This window comes from Polycladomyces subterraneus (assembly GCF_030433435.1).
In the GTDB taxonomy this organism is placed as follows: Bacteria; Bacillota; Bacilli; order Thermoactinomycetales; family JIR-001; genus Polycladomyces; species Polycladomyces subterraneus.
Map to the genome: position 1 here is coordinate 91,150 of NZ_JANRHH010000014.1, position 18,099 is coordinate 109,248.

Annotated in this window: 16 protein-coding genes; 1 reads left to right on the forward strand and 15 read right to left on the reverse strand. The window is 53.2% G+C overall.

Translation table 11 applies throughout. From position 1 onward, the window contains the following. Positions 1 to 91: 91 nt before the first annotated feature. Positions 92 to 1,207, reverse strand: a complete 1,116-nt coding sequence (citZ, locus tag NWF35_RS03245) for a citrate synthase (protein WP_301237648.1) — start codon at positions 1,205 to 1,207, stop codon at positions 92 to 94. 415 nt (positions 1,208 to 1,622) lie between these two features. Between citZ and ytvI the strand changes: the two genes are divergently transcribed. Then, positions 1,623 to 2,756: a sporulation integral membrane protein YtvI gene (gene ytvI / locus NWF35_RS03250; RefSeq protein ID WP_301237649.1), complete on the forward strand. Its 1,134-nt coding sequence runs from the start codon at positions 1,623 to 1,625 to the stop codon at positions 2,754 to 2,756. Positions 2,757 to 2,826: 70 nt separating this feature from the next. Here the strand turns inward: ytvI and NWF35_RS03255 are convergent, their stop codons facing one another. The 14 genes from NWF35_RS03255 to NWF35_RS03320 form a co-directional block, all read right to left on the reverse strand. Further along, positions 2,827 to 3,219: an FxsA family protein gene (locus NWF35_RS03255; protein WP_301237650.1), complete on the reverse strand. Its 393-nt coding sequence runs from the start codon at positions 3,217 to 3,219 to the stop codon at positions 2,827 to 2,829. Beyond that, complete coding sequence (locus tag NWF35_RS03260) at positions 3,192 to 3,659, reverse strand: acyl-CoA thioesterase (protein ID WP_301237651.1); 468 nt, start codon at positions 3,657 to 3,659, stop codon at positions 3,192 to 3,194. Before NWF35_RS03260 ends, NWF35_RS03255 begins: the two co-directional genes overlap by 28 nt. A 426-nt stretch (positions 3,660 to 4,085) precedes the next feature. After that, entirely contained in the window at positions 4,086 to 5,837 is a 1,752-nt protein-coding gene (gene pyk, locus NWF35_RS03265; protein ID WP_301237652.1) for a pyruvate kinase, read from the reverse strand. 17 nt (positions 5,838 to 5,854) lie between these two features. Then, positions 5,855 to 6,814: a 6-phosphofructokinase gene (gene pfkA / locus NWF35_RS03270; protein WP_301237653.1), complete on the reverse strand. Its 960-nt coding sequence runs from the start codon at positions 6,812 to 6,814 to the stop codon at positions 5,855 to 5,857. 333 nt (positions 6,815 to 7,147) lie between these two features. Then, entirely contained in the window at positions 7,148 to 8,110 is a 963-nt protein-coding gene (locus tag NWF35_RS03275; RefSeq protein ID WP_301237654.1) for an acetyl-CoA carboxylase carboxyltransferase subunit alpha, read from the reverse strand. Beyond that, positions 8,107 to 8,973: an acetyl-CoA carboxylase, carboxyltransferase subunit beta gene (gene accD / locus NWF35_RS03280; protein WP_301237655.1), complete on the reverse strand. Its 867-nt coding sequence runs from the start codon at positions 8,971 to 8,973 to the stop codon at positions 8,107 to 8,109. The genes NWF35_RS03275 and accD overlap by 4 nt, the downstream gene beginning before the upstream one ends. Before the next feature lie 43 nt (positions 8,974 to 9,016). Then, on the reverse strand, positions 9,017 to 9,199 hold the full coding sequence (locus NWF35_RS03285) for a DUF2007 domain-containing protein (protein WP_301237656.1): 183 nt from the start codon (positions 9,197 to 9,199) through the stop codon (positions 9,017 to 9,019). 266 nt (positions 9,200 to 9,465) lie between these two features. Continuing rightward, complete coding sequence (locus tag NWF35_RS03290; protein ID WP_301237657.1) at positions 9,466 to 10,149, reverse strand: FadR/GntR family transcriptional regulator; 684 nt, start codon at positions 10,147 to 10,149, stop codon at positions 9,466 to 9,468. 16 nt (positions 10,150 to 10,165) lie between these two features. After that, positions 10,166 to 11,419, reverse strand: coding sequence for an NADP-dependent malic enzyme (ystJ, locus tag NWF35_RS03295; RefSeq protein WP_301237658.1), 1,254 nt, complete (start codon positions 11,417 to 11,419; stop codon positions 10,166 to 10,168). Between the two features lie 452 nt (positions 11,420 to 11,871). Further along, a complete protein-coding gene (locus tag NWF35_RS03300) occupies positions 11,872 to 12,102 on the reverse strand; it encodes a Rossmann-fold NAD(P)-binding domain-containing protein (RefSeq protein WP_301237659.1) in 231 nt (76 codons plus the stop codon). Continuing rightward, positions 12,081 to 12,707, reverse strand: a complete 627-nt coding sequence (locus tag NWF35_RS03305; RefSeq protein ID WP_363321536.1) for an NAD-dependent epimerase/dehydratase family protein — start codon at positions 12,705 to 12,707, stop codon at positions 12,081 to 12,083. Before NWF35_RS03305 ends, NWF35_RS03300 begins: the two co-directional genes overlap by 22 nt. Before the next feature lie 97 nt (positions 12,708 to 12,804). Continuing rightward, a complete protein-coding gene (locus tag NWF35_RS03310; RefSeq protein WP_301237688.1) occupies positions 12,805 to 13,701 on the reverse strand; it encodes a Nif3-like dinuclear metal center hexameric protein in 897 nt (298 codons plus the stop codon). Positions 13,702 to 13,912: 211 nt separating this feature from the next. After that, positions 13,913 to 14,470: a phosphatidylglycerophosphatase A family protein gene (locus tag NWF35_RS03315; protein WP_301237660.1), complete on the reverse strand. Its 558-nt coding sequence runs from the start codon at positions 14,468 to 14,470 to the stop codon at positions 13,913 to 13,915. 1 nt (position 14,471) lies between these two features. Continuing rightward, complete coding sequence (locus NWF35_RS03320; protein WP_435873825.1) at positions 14,472 to 17,972, reverse strand: DNA polymerase III subunit alpha; 3,501 nt, start codon at positions 17,970 to 17,972, stop codon at positions 14,472 to 14,474. Positions 17,973 to 18,099 lie beyond the last annotated feature (127 nt).

The window sequence follows — 18,099 nt, forward strand, 5'->3', positions numbered from 1 at the left end:
AACCCCTCTTTCTGCTACTATATCTCAAAAAACAGGGGACAGGCTCAAACCCGCCCCTGACGGTCTCTTATTTGCAACCATTTGCAACCGCTTACCGTTGATCGATTGGAATATACGAACGGTTATACGGTCCAGTGTATTCTGCACGCGGACGAATCAGACGGTTGTTGGCGTATTGTTCCATCACATGCGCGGTCCAGCCCGTTACGCGGCTCATAGCAAAGATCGGGGTAAACAGATCGCGCGGGATACCCAAGTAGGTGTAGACGGAAGCAGAGTAGAAGTCCACGTTCGGTTTCAGACCTTTTTCTTGATCCACCAAACGTTCAATGTACGTGGACATCTCATACCATTTCTTTTCACCGGTCAAGTCGGCCAATTGACGGGACATCTCGCGGAGGTGTTTGGCCCGCGGATCGCCGTTTTTGTACACACGGTGACCGAAGCCCATGATTTTTTCCTTGTTGGCCAATTTCGTCCTAATATAGGAATCCACACGATCCAGTGAACCGATCTCTTCCAGCATAGCCATCACACGTTCGTTGGCCCCACCGTGCAAGGGTCCCTTCAAGGTGCCGATCGCGGTGGTGATCGCCGAATACATGTCGGACAGCGTCGCCGTGGTGACGCGGGACGCAAACGTGGAGGCATTCAACTCATGATCGGCATGGAGAATCAATGCTTTGTCAAACGCTTTCACCGCCACGCGATCCGGTTCCTCACCGGTCAACATGTAGAGGAAATTGGCTGCAAATCCGAGCCCACTCTTCGGAGCGACGGGCTCCAACCCCTTGCGCATCCGGAAAAACGCAGTGATGATTGTCGGAATCTGTGCCGTCAGCTTAATCGCTTTCTTCTCGTTCGCTTCGGCACTGTTGTCGTCCGCATCCTTGTCATACAATGCCAATGCCGAAACAGAAGTGCGCAATACGGCCATCGGATGTGCGCCTGTTTTCGAATACACTTTCAACTGTTCCAATAATTCAGCCGGCAGTGTTGCGTATTGATCCAATTGCTGTTTCAGTTCGTCCAGCTGCGCACGTGTCGGCAGATGGCCTTTCCACAGCAGGTACACAACTTCTTCAAAACTCGCCTTTTCGGCCAGCTCGTCGATGTCGATACCGCGATAGGCCAACACGCCGTCAATAATCGAGCTGATTTCGGAAGTTACCGCTACTACGCCCTCCAATCCCTTCGCAACCGTCATATGATCGCTCCTTTGCTTCTGGAATGCACTGTCAGGGGACCATCGTCGCAACGCCCCGAATAAAACGGATCATATTTTTATTACAGTTCGATTATACGAAATCGCCGGTCGGTTGCCAGCCTTTGTTCGGAATTGCACAACATTCGTAATCTTCCCATAGAATCGGGTAACAACCGATCGCACATCTTCTCGATCCGCACCGAAGCGAACCCCCTGCAGTCTGATGTTGTTTTATCTCCGTATTTCCCTGAACCCCGCCATCTTTAGTGTAACATAAAAACACCACTGTTGGTATCCATCGTCGCAAACCTTGTCGAAAACAGATTGTGACGGCTGTAACGTTCTGAATGCTTGGATGTGGAGAAGGAAATGGTATAATCATTCATATCAACTGCAAACAGCGAGGAGGAACGCCATGGCACAGCATCCCGGGGTGGGTATCGCGATCCGTGCCGCCGTCGTTTTGCTCGCGATCATCACGGCCTATTATGTACTGAGCTTTTTGATCCCACTGGTATATCCATTCTTGATCGGCTGGGTGATCGCCCTGCTGATTCAACCACCCGTCCATTTTTTGGAACGTCGACTTCGCCTTCCCCGTTGGTTGGGCGTATTCCTGATCCTGTTTCTTTTTGTCGGCTCGATCATCACGGGATTGTTGATCCTCATTGCCCAAATGGTACTGGAGCTGACGCATTTGGCCCAGCGCCTGCCGGGTTATCTGCAATATTTTAATCAATACATAGTGAATATCCTCACCAAGGATACCCAATTGTCCCACATCATCGATAACGTCCAAAAATACCTCCAGCGCAACCCGGAACACAAGGCGCAAATCATCAGCAGTATCCAAAGAAATATGGACGTGTTGGCCAACAAAGGAACGGAGATGATCACTAACTTCATCTCAGGGGTCGGATCGTTTCTCAGTGACTTACCTTATATTGCCACCGTGATTGTATTCATCGTGTTGGCGGCATTTTTCATCGGGATCGACTGGCCTCAACTGCGCAAACGCATGCTGGGCCTCATCCCCAATCATGCACGCAAAACGGGCGGGATCATTTTGCGTGACCTGCGTCATGCGTTATTTGGATTTGTTCGCGCCCAGTTTACATTGATCACGATAACGGCTACCATCATCCTAATCGGTTTGATGATTCTGGGAGTCGATTATGCGTTGACGATAGCGCTGATCGTACTTCTGCTCGACCTGCTGCCTTATATCGGGGTCGGTTCAATTCTGGTTCCTTGGTCGATTTACCTCTTGTTGATCGGTGACTACCACCTTGGATTGGGGATTGCCATATTGTACGGCATCATTGTGATTGTCCGGCAACTGATGGAACCCAAGCTGGTCGCTTCCAATGTCGGTCTCGACCCGCTGCCCACCTTGATCGCTCTGTTTGTGGGGCTCAAATTGTTTGGATTCATCGGTGTCATCATCGGCCCGGTCACGGTGGTTATTCTGATGGCTTTGTACCGCGCGGGAGTACTGGGAGACATCTGGCGATTCATCCTACATGGCTTCAAAGTCGAATGTGAATAAGAGAAAGGCCGTTTCCCGCCGAGTATTCGGATCGACCGATGGGAAACGGCTTTTTTTGGAGACGACAGACTTATCGTCGGTACGACCAATGAAGGCGCCCACTGAATTTTTTCAGAAGCCAACGCTTGAGCCACAACCGTGCAATACCGCGAGTATATGGAATTAACAGGAATATCCCGATCACATCGCTGAAAAAGCCGGGAATCACAAGACAAACGCCACCCATCAAGATGCACAGGCCATCCAACAGGGTTTCACCGGGCATTTCACCGTTTCGCAATTGGATTTGCAACAGGCGCCATGTTTGCCATCCCTGTTGTCGTGCCAGATATGCGCCAATCAGGCCAGTGGCCAATACGAGCAATACGGTCGGTAATGGTCCGATCCAGTTGCCGATGGCGACCAATCCGGTAATCTCCAGCACAGGGACGACGATCAGCGCCAATAGGACCCATCGGAACATGGAATGCTCTCCCCTTCAACCGTATGTTCCACCAATAGCCGATACAGTTCCGGAAAATCACGTTGGATGTTGACCCGCTTCATCTCACGGTTCACCCAGATATGCGTGGTTGAGCCGATTGTCAACAGCCGGTTGTCGGCGGGTCGGATCACTTCATACGCAAACCGTATCTTGCTGCCATTCAGCTCCTCTACGACGGTCCGCACTTTCACTTCCTCGTCATAATGGGCTGGAGACAAATACCGGCAATGCACATCCACTACCGGTAATAGCAACCCTTTTTCCTCCAATTCTTGGTAGGAAGTGCCCAACTCGCGAATCATTTCGGACCTTGCCACTTCAAACCAAACGATGTAGTTGGTGTGATACACCACACCCATTTGATCAGTCTCTTGATAACGAACACGTACTGTGGTTTCAAATACCCGTCGATTCCCCATCTTTTATTCCTCCACAATGACTACAAATGGTGTTGCATGAACAAGTCGGACAGTATGTAAGGCTATTATAACAAATATGGTGAGCAAACCCATCATGATTTGTGATCTCCCTCGATATTTACATATTTTGATGAAAAGAAACACATAATGTGAATAGCCAAAAGTGACGGTTCCGGATACAATAAAATTACACACCACGTGAACGGATAACTTGGTGAAGGGAAAGGAGTGAGGCCGATGAAATTGGCTCGCAGAAGGAAGCGGCGTAAACGGTTGCGCCTGTGGATCTATCCACGTTTGCGCGTTATTTGATCGGGCTTACTGCCATTATCAAAAATCGTTCCCACCAGCCGGGACACCCTGATATGCAAAACAAGGGACCGATTCCGCTGTGTTCGTCCAGCGGAACGGTCCCTTTTTGGTTGGTTAAAGCACTTTGGCCCGTCCGGAGTAAATTTGTCCCCGATCGGAATCTACTGTGATCTCCATTCCGTCTTTCAGAATTTCCGTAGCATTATCCACACCGACGATGACAGGGATGCCGAGGCTCAATCCCACCACCGCCGCATGGGAAGTCAAACCGCCTTCTTCCGTGATGACCGCGGCCGCCCGTTCAAAGGCCTCCATCATATCCCGATCGGTTGCTGGTGTGACGAGAATCGCTCCATCCACCATTTTTTCACGCAGCTCTTCCGCCGACCGTCCCACGACTACGGTTCCCGTAACTACTTGTTTGCCTACCCCTTGCCCGCTTGCCAACACATCGCCGATCACATGTACCTTCATCAAGTTGGTGCTACCGGACTGACCACTGGGAACACCTGCCGTGATGACAACGAGATCACCGTGGCGGACGTATTTGGAAGCCAACGCCGAACGAATCGCCACTTGCAACATTTCATCTGTATTGGTCACCTTGGTCCCTTTGACGGGATACACGCCCCAAACCAGCGATAGCTTGGCCATCACCCGATCATTGGGCGTCACGGCGATGATCGGCGCGCGCGGACGGTATTTCGAAACCATGCGGGCGGTAAATCCGCTTTCGGTAGACGTAATGATCGCCGACGACTGCAAGCTTTCCGCCGCATGCACCACCGCTTGGCTGATGGAATCGGTGATGCTGACTTCCTGCTCCAAACGGCGCTGACGGAACAGATCCCGATACCGGAGCGCTTTTTCCGTCCGCAGGGCGATTCGGTCCATCGTTTCCACCGCTTCCACCGGATACTTTCCTGCAGCCGTTTCTCCCGACAACATCACCGCATCCGTCCCGTCCAAAATGGCGTTGGCGACGTCACTCGCCTCCGCCCGCGTCGGACGCGGGTTACGCTGCATCGAATCCAGCATCTGTGTGGCGGTAATCACCGGTTTGCCGAGATTGTTGCATTTGCGGATCATCTCTTTTTGCACCAACGGCACTTCTTCGGCAGGGATCTCCACACCCAGATCGCCGCGAGCAACCATCAAGCCGTCGGCCACTTCCAAAATCTCATCCAAATGCTCCAAGCCTTCGCTGTTCTCGATTTTGGCGATGATCTGAATATCGGCATCGTGCTCTTCTAAAATTTTGCGGATTTCCAGGATATCCTCCGGTTTCCGCACAAACGAGGCCGCAATGAAATCGACCCCTTTTTGGATACCGAACACGATATCATCGGCATCCTTGGATGTAATGCCCGGAAGATTCACCTTTAAGCCGGGGAGATTGACCCCTTTGCGATTCTTCAACAAACCGCCGTTGGCCACGCGGCAATGGATTTCGGTTCCTTCCACCGCTTCCACGTCCAACCGAATCAAGCCGTCATCGATCAAAATGGTGGAACCCGGTTTCACATCGGCCGGCAATCCCTCATACGAAACCGATACGCGTTGCGCATTCCCCAAGATGGGTTCCGTCGTTAGGGTCAACCGGTCTCCTGCCTTCAGCTCCGCTTCTCCGCCTTGCAGCTCACCTGTGCGAATCTCCGGTCCTTTGGTGTCCAACAGGATGGCAACCGTTCTTCCCAATTCGGCTGCCGCCCGTCGGACTGCTTCGATGCGTCGGCCGTGCTCTTCGTGCGAACCGTGGGAAAAGTTGAGCCGTGCCACGTTCATCCCGGCCAAAATCAACCGTTTCAGTGTTTCCGGATCTTCACTGGACGGTCCGATGGTACACACGATTTTCGTCTTTCGCATCCTTCTCCCCCTCTTCGTCAAATGGCCAAAATGCCTGCAAGATCATACAGCGACAGGTCGGGTTGATGTTTCATGCGGAATGCTTCATCAAACGGGATGCCGACGATATCCCCTTTCTGGATGGCCACCATCTGATCCTTTTTCCCTTCCAGCAACAATTCGACCGCTTTGGCACCCATGCGGCTCGCCAACACCCGATCCATGGCCGTCGGCGAACCACCGCGCTGAATGTGACCCAACACGGTGACACGGGTTTCCAATCCCGTCCGCCGTTTGATTTCTTCAGCCACCGTTGCACCGTCGGACACACCTTCGGCCACGATGATGAAGCTGTGTTTTTTGCCACGACGATTACTGCGGTTCAGCCGTTCCACGATTTCATCCCAGTCAAACGGCGCTTCCGGAATGATGATGGACTCGGCTCCATCGGCCAATCCGGCCCACAACGCGATGTCTCCGGCGTCGCGTCCCATCACTTCAATGATGTACGTACGCTCATGGGATGTGGCCGTATCCCGGATCTTGTCGATGGCGTCGATTACCGTGTTGATTGCCGTGTCAAACCCGATCGTGAAGTCGGTACCGGGGATGTCGTTGTCGATGGTGGCCGGAACACCGACAGTGGGGAACCCGTGCGCCGTCAGCTTTTGTGCGCCGCGGAACGATCCGTCCCCGCCGATGACGACCAAACCGTCGACTCCATGCTTTTTCAGTTGTTCCACCGCTTTTTGTTGACCTTCCTCGGTTTTGAACTCTTCACAACGGGCACTGTATAAAATGGTGCCTCCCCGATGAATGATATCACCGACGGAACCCAATTGGAAAGGAACAAAGTCTCCCTGAATCAATCCGCTGTATCCGCGGTACACCCCCAACACTTCCAAGCCATGATGTACGCCTTTTCTCACGACGGCGCGGATGGCGGCATTCATGCCGGGTGCGTCCCCGCCACTGGTCAATACGGCAATGCGTTTCATCCTGTTCCACCTCTCGTTTGAATGTGTTTAATCAAACGGGATGATGAAGCATCCTCGTTTTTCGCCCTAAGGGACATTTTTTGTCCCACATGGTCAAAAAGAAACCCGATCGCCGGGATGATCGAAAACAACATGAGGGAGACCGGAAACCGTTACTGCCATAACTTTGGGCAACACGGCTCCGGCCATCGTGTTTGAATTTCCGGAGGCGCCTCATTCCCGTTCGCGCTCAAGCTTAACGGTTGCTCAACCGAAAGAGGCCATCCTCTTCTGAGACCACAGAATCCTGGGTACATCTTACGCCGAATACGGCTGGGAAGCAAGCGGGGGTTCTCACACCACGGTGGTGTAAACACCGATCCTCGCATATTTATTGTACCGCTCTTCCCGTAATTCTTCACCATCCATCTGCAACAAATCAGTTAATTCTTCCTCAATCGCTTTTTTGATCTCTGCGGCTTGTGCATCCGGGTCCTTGTGTGCGCCTCCCTTGGGCTCAGGAATGATCCGGTCAATAACACCCAACTCCTTCAGATCCTGAGCCGTGATTTTGAGCGCCTCGGCCGCTTGTTGGGCATGCGCTGCGTCCCGCCACAAAATGGCAGCTGCGCCTTCCGGCGAAATGACGGAATAATACGCATGCTCCAGCATCAGCAACCGGTTTCCGACACTGATCGCCAATGCGCCACCGCTCCCGCCTTCCCCCGTAACCACACAAATGATGGGCACTGTAAATCCGGCCATCTCGCGCAGGTTGCGGGCAATCGCTTCACTTTGCCCCCGCTCCTCCGCCTCAACGCCCGGATGTGCCCCTTGCGTATCCACAAATGTGATGATCGGCCGTCCAAATTTATTCGCCTGTTGCATCAGGCGAAGCGCTTTGCGGTATCCTTCGGGATGCGGAAGACCGAAGTTGCGGGCGATTTTATCCTTGGTATCTTTCCCCCGCTCATGCCCGATTACTGTCACCGGTCGTCCGTTTAGTTTGGCAATGCCGCCGACGATGGCCGGGTCATCCCCATACAGACGGTCTCCATGCAGCTCGACGAAATCGGTGAAGATACGGCGAATATAATCCAATGTCGTCGGCCGGGAGGGGTGTCGGGCGATCTGCACTTTTTGCCACGGTGTCAAATTGCCGTAAATCTCCTGCTCCAACCGCTCCGCCCGTGCCTCCAACGTCCGGATCTCTTCGGAAAGATCCAGGGAGGATTGTTGGGTAAATTTTTTGAGCTCGGCGATTTTTTCCCGCAATTCGGCGATCGGCTTTTCAAAGGGCAAATATCCGTTGGTCATCCGTGTTCCCTCCCGTACGCGTGCAAGTCAAGCAGACGAATCAGCATCTCACGCAATTCCGTGCGCGGTACGACCATATCCAATTGGCCATGTTTCAGCAAAAACTCCGCCGTCTGAAAGTCTTCCGGCAGTTTCTGCCGCACCGTCTGCTCAATTACCCGTCGGCCGGCAAAACCGATCAATGCGCCGGGTTCTGCAATGTTGATGTCACCGAGCGAGGCGAAACTGGCGGACACACCACCGGTAGTCGGGTTGGTCAGCACGGAAATGAACAATACTTTTTCTCTGTGCATCCGCTCCAGGGCCGCACTGGTTTTAGCCATCTGCATCAGGGAGAGAACCCCTTCCTGCATCCGTGCGCCGCCTGAGGCGGAAAACAGGATGAACGGATACCGTTTGGTTACCGCTTTTTCCGCCGCACGAGCGATTTTCTCACCAACGACGGAGCCCATACTCCCCATCCGGAAACGGGAGTCCATCACGCCGATCACGGCAGGATAGCCACCGATCGTGCCTTCCCCCGTAACCACAGCCTCATTCAGATTAGTTTTCTCCATATCCGACTTCAACTTTTTGCGGTAATCAGGAAAACCCAGTGGATCTTCGGATAGCATGTCCACGTCGTACTCGAAAAATCGACCTTCATCTACGGTGGCACGAATTCGCTCCGGTGCAGACATCGAAAAATGATAGCCACACGCTTTGCAGACCTTCATGTTTTTCTCCAGTTCTTTGGCATACATGATCGTGCCACACTTCGGGCACTTTTGCATGATGCCCTCGGGAATTTCCCGTTTGGCCTGTTCCGAAGGCATGGTGATGGTCGCATATTTTCGTTGCTTCTTGAACAGATCCTTTAACACGTTAACACCTCATCCGCACATAAACTCGGCTTCAATCTATATTTTATAAGATGGAACGCAGTACCTCTTGTGCTTCTTCTAGCTCACCGCTGGGAACCAGCACTTCATATTGGCCAGCAACATAATGTGACGGACGAATCCGTACCCAAAACCCTTCCGATTCCAACTTCTCCCGGATCCGTTCCGCCGTTGACCGATCGGGAGCGAGGTAAATCACCGTCCACATAGGCTTCCTCCAAACTCCCCCTGCACCGGAGTCATCATAGCACAGCCGGAAAAACCGCTGCAATGCTTTCGGGATACCGAAACCTACCAACTCCACTACCAACCTCTTTTTCCCAGGCAGAGGCACCATTGGGAGTTGACAAAGTTCCGTGAAGCACCGTCGTCCGATCGCGTTACCGGATGCGTATCTTCCTTCGCTCCTGTTTCGCTTTGTCCAACAGTGGTTCGCTGGAAACCGGGCCCCCGTCGCCAGGTTCCACCCTCACCTCATGCACTCGTGTTGGCGAAACCTGCCCGCACCAGGTGATGCTTCATCGCTTCCGCAGCTCGCTCTGGGTCATGCGATTCAATCGCCGCCAGCACCTCTCGGTGTTCCGCTAATGCTTGCAGGGGTCGACCTGGCCAGGATGAAGCGTTCTGGCGTACACATTGACTAAATTGCAGGATGGGATGCCACACACGCGACAACAGCCGGTTTTTTGCGGCTGAGACGATCTGTCGGTGAAAAGCAAAGTCTTCCGCGACCGGGAGTTGGTTTTGCCCGATTTTTTCCTCCATCTTCTCCAGTATATCCGACATTTGTGCAATTTCTTCGGCAGTGACGCGTTCAGCCGCCAACCGTGCCGCATCCAGCTCCAACAATAGACGCATCTCCAACAAATCTTGTTGGGATCGTTCTTCGCGCAAAATATAAAACGCCAAAATATCTACCAAATAATGAGCATCATGCCGATTTAAAAACCTTCCTTCGCCTCGACGCGTCGTGATCAAACCTAGCAACTCCAATGCACGCAACACTTCCCGCACGGACGAACGCCCTGCTCCCAGCCGTTCGGCCAACTCCCGTTCCGAAGGTAAACGGTCCCCCGGCTTTAACCGGTCTTCTTCGATCAAATAATTGATGCCGTGTAAGATGGCTTGAAACTTGTCGGACCCCACCTCCGGCAACATGAATTTCCCACCTTCCTCATCCGTCCACGGTTGCTTCCGGATCGCGGTGCGTCAAGCGGATGGTACGCTCATAGATTTCTTGTACATCCACTTGAATACGCGCTTCACCGGTCTCCATCGCCGCCTTGGCCACCGCCATTGCCACGTGCGGTGCCACCCGCGGATCAAACGGTGCGGGTATGACGTAATCCGGCTGCAACTCGTCTTCACTGATCAAATCGGCGATTGCATACGCCGCCGCGATTTTCATCTCTTCATTGATCGCTCGGGCCCGTACGTCCAAAGCACCACGGAAAATACCCGGGAATGCCAATACGTTGTTTACCTGGTTGGGGAAATCGGAGCGTCCCGTCCCCACCACTTTCGCTCCGGCTTCATAAGCATCTTCCGGCATGATTTCAGGTACCGGATTGGCCATTGCAAAAATGATCGGGTCTCGGTTCATCGAAGCGACCATCTCTTTGGTGACCGCCCCTTCTACAGACACTCCGACAAACACGTCCGCCCCTTTCAACGCATCGGCCAATGTACCCTGCACCTTGTCCCGGTTGGTCATTTGGGCCAGAGATTCCTTCATCGGGTTCATCCCATACGGTCGCCCCTCATATATGGCTCCCTTACTGTCGCACATAATGACGTCCCGTACACCCATACGCAACAGTAACTTCACGATCGCGATCCCGGCCGCTCCGGCTCCGTTGGCTACAACGCGAATCTCTTCCATCTTTTTGCCGACCACTTTGAGAGCGTTGAGCAACCCCGCCAGCGTCACGATGGCCGTACCATGCTGATCGTCATGAAACACAGGGATGTCGATCTCTTTTTTCAACCGTTCCTCAATGATGAAGCACTTTGGTGCCGCGATGTCCTCCAGATTGACGCCGCCGAAAGTGGGAGCGAGCAACTTGACCGTTTCCACGATCTTATCGATTTCCGTGGAATCGATGACCAGCGGAAACGCATCCACACCGGCGAACGATTTGAACAACACGGCTTTTCCTTCCATCACTGGCATGGCTGCATGCGGACCGATGTTACCCAATCCCAATACGGCCGTCCCATCTGACACGACGGCCACCAGATTGCCTTTCATCGTGTAATCGTACACCTTGTCCACATCGCTGTGAATCTCTTTACAAGGCTCTGCCACGCCCGGAGAATACGCCAGACTGAGATCGCGGGCATCATGGACCGGAACCTTGGATTCCACACGTAGTTTACCCTGGTGTTCCAGATGCAGCCGCAAAGATTCTTCACGCAGTGATGACAATATCCATCCTCTCCTTTTATGTACCCCCCGGTGGTCTGACCACTTCAAAGTACAATTTATTATACCAAAAGAGATCATGGGAATAAAACGATGATCCCAGTTCTGTCAACGGTTGATCGGTTGTTTGATAACCGAGAGGAACGCGTTTTCCCGATACACCGCTTCTTTCTGTCACGCCCGGCGCAAATGGGTATTGGTGACTTCTCCGGATATTTCAGTCCGAAGCTGAGGAAGCGATCCATATCGATGTGGGCCGATCATCCTTCCAAACGCAAGGCCATTTCGCATCATTGTCACCCTGACCTTTACATCAAAAGAATGGAAAGGCCCCATGTAAGTGTGCCTTCCCCTTCATTTGTTTTATCGGTTCATCGGTTTTTCAACCAGTCCAACGTTAGTTGAAGACCCACTGTAAAGGGTGTCCACGGAATATCTCCGATCTGTGATTGATACTATTGCCCGTCCAATAAAACGGGTCGATCATAGAGATAGTCCAATTCCACCATTTCACGCATTGTTTTGTCCCCGATACCCAGCAATCTCAACATCCATTTCTTTACTGAAACCACTTTTGGTTCGTATCCGAGAATCTTTGACGCGTATTTGATCACCTGATCTCCCGTGAGTCCACCCCCTCCGGGAATGTTCCACACCTGCCCGGCTACATCATCATCCCGAGCCAATCGGACCAAGGCCTTTGCGGCGTCAGGCGTGAAAACGTACTCTCTCTCCACATCCAGCCGTCCCACCCAGTAAACAGTTTTCTTTTCCAAGAGCGACCAAAAACCGAATGCAAAAACGAGTTATCCGCATAAGGTCCGTAAAAATCAGGGAAACGTGCAACGACTCCCTCGATCACCCCTTTGTCATGAGCTTTTAACAGCATTTCCTCCATCTCACACCGAATTTTTCCTTTTTTGGTTTGCGGATCGGTGGGGTGTGTTTCCGACACCATAGGTGTCCGGGGCCAACCGTACACGTAGACGTTATTTACCAACACCAGTCTTTTCGCCATACCCGAGGCGCCTTGCAGAATCGTATTCATGATGGGCATCTGCTTAGATTCCCACTCCGAGTAGGGCAAGCCGATCGAGTGAAAAACCAGCTCCGCTCCGTCACACATCCTGCGGACAAACGCACGGTCAGTGGCGTCTCCCTGACAAATCTCGACCGGAAGATTTCCAAATTGCTCGTGCATCCTTTGACCATTGCGAGCCACAGCGCGCACGTGATAGCCTGCTTGGTTCAATTCTGTAATTAGTATCCCATGCCTCCCGAAGCCCCGAATACCGTAGCAATTGGTGCGGACATCACGTTTCCTCCCCGTTTGGTTTCATCACCAGTTCTACTCCTCCCATCCAACCTCTTAGATTTGACGGCTCCAATCATCGCCACCAATGACTTTGCTCCAGCAAAACTGTCGCAACCCCGCACTCCCGTTCAAACCAACGTCGCATCTGCGTATTCATCACCAAAAACTCCGATGCTGCATGGGAGACACCGATCAATGACATCGAGGTAGTTGGAACGTAGTCCATCATCTCACGAAAGCGCCTTCTGCCGTAATCATTATCCACCCGGCAGTGTATTTCCCCTGTCACATACGCCTGGGCACCTTTTTCCTCCGCTTCTTTCATGGCGGCGACAACATCCCCGCACCCTGCCACTATCGCAATGCGCGTGATATCACGACGTTTCTTCCCCTCGAAATCTACATAAGGAATAGCGAAAATTCTCTTCAGACGAGCAATCAGTGTATCCGTATCCATCTGTTCGATCTCTGCGATTCGACCATACGCTCCCATCCGATCCTGAAAAAAAGAACCCGTCTCTCGAGCTTCCAATGCTTCAACGATGGCCGCATTGGTACCGATGGTCGGATGTATGTCCATCGGAGCGTGACAGGTGTAAACCGACAATCCTTTCTCCCTGATACGCGCCCACCATTCCCCATCCACCGGTACAAATCCCTTGCCCCAATCTCCGTAAGGATCACCGCATTCCATTGTCAAAGGATGATGCATGAAAAGAAGATCTCCCGTTTTTCCCTCCTCAAGAAAGGCCTCCAAGACTTCCTCCGTTGGAAATACCGCGAGGAATACACGGCTGACCCGATCGGCACCGCGTATCATCAATCCGTTGAACAACCGTTTGAATCCCGGTTCAAACGCGGATTTCCAGTCGAATCCGACCGGATCGTACACCCCGGGTACAAACCGGCTGAACCCTGGGTCCGGCCCGAGTTCTTTTACGCGAAACAGCTCGTTCAACGCCCTTTCCATCTCGGATAGCAGCACCGCGTTTGTCCCTCCCCTTTAGCCGTGAAACAGAACAATCGCAACCGAAAATACACAATATTAATTCGATTATAATAGGAAAGGGACTACTGAAACAGATGAATAGCAAAAAATTCATCACACGGAAAAGATCCATCAACAAAAACACCGGCTTTCCGCAAAACCGGGAGCCGGTGTTCTTTGTATGGGTTCGCTTTTATCCTTCCTCATCCAGTCCGGTTGATTCATCCATATCCGCCGCATATCGCTGTGTATCAGGGTGGCGGTGCGCGATCCGGGCGGAAGCCGCCGCCGCGACACCGGCCACCAGATCGTCCAAAAACACGTGGATTTGGTCGTTTCGGTGATTCAACCGTTTCAAGATCCCCACTTTGATTTTGTCTAAATAGCCAAAGCTGGTCAGCCCAATCGTTCCGTACACGTTGATGATGGAGAGCGCCAGGATTTCATCCACACCGTAAAGCGGCTCATCGATCTCCATCATCGTTTGTAAGGGTTGCGGCAATTTCTTGGCTTCCGCCAGTTCATCAAGGGCAATTCCCGTAAGGAGTGCATTCTGGACTTCCCTTTTTTTGAGGACGTGGGATACACTTTCCACACATTCATCCAGGGACAATGTATCGTTGTAGGGCCGCTGGAGCTCGTACACGATCTCCCCGATCGCTTCCAGCGACACTCCCCGCTGCTCCAACAGTTTGACCACATGGCGATAAAACACGCCACCCACCTCTTCCAAAAACGAATCGTTCCCCATCCTATGCACCTGAGTGAGACGAGGTTCCATTTCGTCTCACGATTTGAAATGCGTGTTTTCCTAGGATAGCCTCGATTTGCGCTCGGCATTCGCCAGTGGGTTCGATGCCGAATTTGTCGGTGGGCAGCGCCAGCACCTTTCGCGTACGCTCGTAATACAGATAAACGGGCACCACTCCACGATGGGTGAGCAGGACGCGTTTCAACGCTTCCAAGCGGCTTTTCTCCTCGCGATCTGCCGGGATACGGACATACGCGCGCCTGTCTTCCATCTGTTTTTCGACATCTTGATGTTGGGCCAGTGACTCCAACTCTTCCACCTTGTCGGCCAATATCTTGACGCCGTTTTCATGGTGGTTTACCCTTCCCGTCACCAATACAGGCCGGTCGAGTCGCACCGCTGCGCGATACCGTTCCAACACGCGGGGAAACAGAACCACCTCCACCTGCACCCCGCTCTCTTCGATCTGTGCGAAGGCCATCGCCTCGCCCCGTTTCGTGGTAATCGGCTTCACTTCGGTGATGACGCCCGCCACGGTCACCGTTTCCGATTCGCGGCATTCATCCAGTTGAGCCGCGGCATGGGTGGCATAAGCCTCGATCACACGGCGGTAGGGCTGCAGTGGATGACCGGATACGTACAAGCCCAACAATTCCCGCTCCAGCTCCAACTTCTCCTTTTGCGAAAACGGCGTGACATTGTCATAGGAGAAACGGGTAAGCGGTTCTTCAGGCTCCTCATCCTCGAACAATCCCAGCTGGTCGTTGGATCGGCTTTTCTGCACTGAAGTACCATATTCCATCGCTTCATCCAACATGGCCAGCCATTGGGCGCGGTGACCGGGAAACGCATCCATCCCCCCGCATTGGATGAGCGCCTCCAGCACCCTGCGATTGCAGACGCGCAAATCCACCCGCGCACACAAATCGAACAAGTCGCGAAACGGTCGCTTTTCCCGCTCCCGGATGAGCGCACGGATCGCACCCTTCCCCACGTGTTTGACTGCAGCCAGACCGAAGCGGATCGCACCATCTTCCACTGAGAACGCAGCGGCGCTTCGGTTTACATCCGGCAACCGCACATCAATGCCCATACGGCGGCATTCCTCAATGTATTCGGCCATCTTCCCGTGACTGCCCATCACCGTAGTGAGCAAGGCGGCCATATACTCCAAGGGATAGTGCGCCTTCAGATACGCTGTCTGGTAGGCGAGCACCGCATAGGCAGCGGAGTGACTGCGGTTGAAGCCGTAGTCAGCGAATCGGACGATCAGGTCGTACACTTTCTCGCCTGTCTCCTCATCATACCCGTTGGCAACACACCCCTTTACAAATGCGGTGCGCTGTTCGTCCAGCAATGCCCGATTTTTCTTAGAGACAGCCCGCCGGAGCAAATCTGCCTGCCCCAAAGTAAATCCAGCCATCTTAGCGGCGATTTGCATGATCTGTTCCTGATAGACGATAATCCCGTAGGTATCACGCAAGATGGGCTCCAGATCTGGGTGCGGATACTTTACCTTTTCCAGCCCGTGCTTGGCACGGATAAACCGGGGAATCTGGTCCATCGGTCCCGGACGGTACAAAGCCAATACGGCGATCAGGTCTTCAAAGTGAGAAGGTTTCAGTTCCCGGAGCACTTTTCGCATCCCTGCCGACTCCAATTGAAAAACGCCGGTCGTTTCACCGCGGGAAATCAAGGCGTACGTTTGAGAATCATCGTACGACATGCGGCTGAAATCGATTGCTTTGCCGTGATGCTGCCAGATCAACTCGATTGCCCGCCCGATCACCGTCAAGTTGCGCAATCCGAGGAAATCCGCCTTGAGCAATCCGATCCGCTCCAGCACCTCCATCGGATACTGGGTCAGCCTGCCTCCATCATGCCCTTCCTGTAATGGTGTGTGTGCCGTCAACGGCTGATCGGCGATCACCACTCCAGCGGCGTGTGTGGAGGCGTGACGAGGAAGCCCTTCCACCTTTCGCACGACCTTCATCAACTCCGCAATCCGGGGATGGTCGTTGCACAGCTGTTGCAACCGCGGTTCCACAGCAAACGCTTTTTCCAGCGTCATGCCCGGTGCTGCCGGAATCAGCTTCGCCGCCCGATCCACATCGGCGTACGGCAACCCCATCACCCGGCCCACATCCCGTACTGCCGCACGAGGAGCCATCGTACCAAAGGTGATGATCTGGGCAACACGATCAGCGCCGTATTTGCGCGTCACATAAGCGATCACTTCATCCCGCCGCTCGTAATCGAAGTCGATGTCAATGTCGGGCATCGATACCCGCTCGGGGTTCAAAAAGCGTTCAAACAGCAGGCCGTAACGAATCGGATCGATATCCGTGATCCGCAACACATACGAGACAAGACTGCCGGCCGCCGATCCGCGTCCCGGTCCGGTCATAATCCCCTGCTCACGGGCAAACCGGACGAAATCCCATACGATCAGAAAATAATCACTGAACCCCATCCGCTCAATCACGGACAACTCATAATCCAACCGCCGCTTCGCTTCCGCGGTGGGGGTTCCGTATCTCTCCTGCAAACCGCGTTCGCACAACTTCCGTAAATACGATGCGGCCGTCTCCCCATCTGGCACGGGAAAACGCGGCAATAACCGCTGTCCCAGTGGTATCTCCACATGGCACTGCTCCGCGATCCTGACCGTGTTGGCCAGCGCTTCCGGCACATGGGCAAACAGGCTGCCCATTTCTTCCGCTGATTTCAGGTAAAACTGATCCGACGGAAACCGCATCCGATCCTCATCCGCCAGACGCCGACCGGTGCCGATACAGAGCAGACAGTCGTGTACACCATGATCCTCTTGTCTGAGGTAGTGCACATCGTTGGTGGCGATCAGCTGAATGCCAGTTTCCCGACTCAGCTCGATCAAAAACCGGTTCACTTTTTGCTGTTCCGGCATCCGATGGTCCTGCAGTTCGAGAAAAAAGTGCCCTTCTCCAAAGATCTCAAGATATTCTCTTGCCAACCGTCGAGCATCCGAGTACCGGTCTTGGAGAATGGCCTGCGGAATCTCCCCGGCCAGACAGGAGCTGGTGGCGATCAAACCCTCTGAGTGCTCCCGCAGAACGCGCTTGTCGATCCGGGGTTTGTAGTGAAACCCCTCCAAATGCGCAATCGTGGAAAGTTTCATCAAGTTGCGGTAGCCTTCATTGTTTTTGGCGATCAGCAACAAGTGATACATTCGGTGCTCTCGCGGGGACGGGCGTTCATGCAAATCGCCGTCAGTCAGATAACATTCACACCCGATGATCGGTTTGATTCCTGCAGACCGGCACGCTTCATAAAACGGCACCACCCCGTACATGGCACCATGGTCCGTGATGGCCAATGCCGGCATTCCGAGTCGTCGCGCTTCCTCGACCAGCGCATCGATCCTGGCGGCACCGTCCAACAAACTGTATTCAGTATGTACATGCAGATGCACGAACGAGGTATTCACTTGAACCACCCGCCGGTTTCCAACTTTCCCCCTCATTATAACGAATTCCCGTACAAGGACGAAACGTGTCGCCAATTGGCCGGGAGAACAATAGAATTGCTCCAGGTATAACGTTCCTGCTCGCTCCTTTGTTGGTCACGCTTCCCTTGTCCACATATTTTCC

What these genes read in the sequence shown, in the direction of transcription:
- citZ (WP_301237648.1), bottom strand. Translation starts at nt 1,207, where the DNA reads ATGACGGTTGCGAAGGGATTGGAGGGCGTAGTAGCGGTAACTTCCGAA.
- ytvI (WP_301237649.1), top strand. Translation starts at nt 1,623, where the DNA reads ATGGCACAGCATCCCGGGGTGGGTATCGCGATCCGTGCCGCCGTCGTT.
- NWF35_RS03255 (WP_301237650.1), bottom strand. Translation starts at nt 3,219, where the DNA reads ATGTTCCGATGGGTCCTATTGGCGCTGATCGTCGTCCCTGTGCTGGAG.
- NWF35_RS03260 (WP_301237651.1), bottom strand. Translation starts at nt 3,659, where the DNA reads ATGGGGAATCGACGGGTATTTGAAACCACAGTACGTGTTCGTTATCAA.
- pyk (WP_301237652.1), bottom strand. Translation starts at nt 5,837, where the DNA reads ATGCGAAAGACGAAAATCGTGTGTACCATCGGACCGTCCAGTGAAGAT.
- pfkA (WP_301237653.1), bottom strand. Translation starts at nt 6,814, where the DNA reads ATGAAACGCATTGCCGTATTGACCAGTGGCGGGGACGCACCCGGCATG.
- NWF35_RS03275 (WP_301237654.1), bottom strand. Translation starts at nt 8,110, where the DNA reads ATGACCAACGGATATTTGCCCTTTGAAAAGCCGATCGCCGAATTGCGG.
- NWF35_RS03285 (WP_301237656.1), bottom strand. Translation starts at nt 9,199, where the DNA reads ATGTGGACGGTGATTTACCTCGCTCCCGATCGGTCAACGGCGGAACGG.
- NWF35_RS03290 (WP_301237657.1), bottom strand. Translation starts at nt 10,149, where the DNA reads ATGTTGCCGGAGGTGGGGTCCGACAAGTTTCAAGCCATCTTACACGGC.
- NWF35_RS03310 (WP_301237688.1), bottom strand. Translation starts at nt 13,701, where the DNA reads ATGGAAAGGGCGTTGAACGAGCTGTTTCGCGTAAAAGAACTCGGGCCG.
- NWF35_RS03315 (WP_301237660.1), bottom strand. Translation starts at nt 14,470, where the DNA reads ATGGGGAACGATTCGTTTTTGGAAGAGGTGGGTGGCGTGTTTTATCGC.
- NWF35_RS03320 (WP_435873825.1), bottom strand. Translation starts at nt 17,972, where the DNA reads ATGAGGGGGAAAGTTGGAAACCGGCGGGTGGTTCAAGTGAATACCTCG.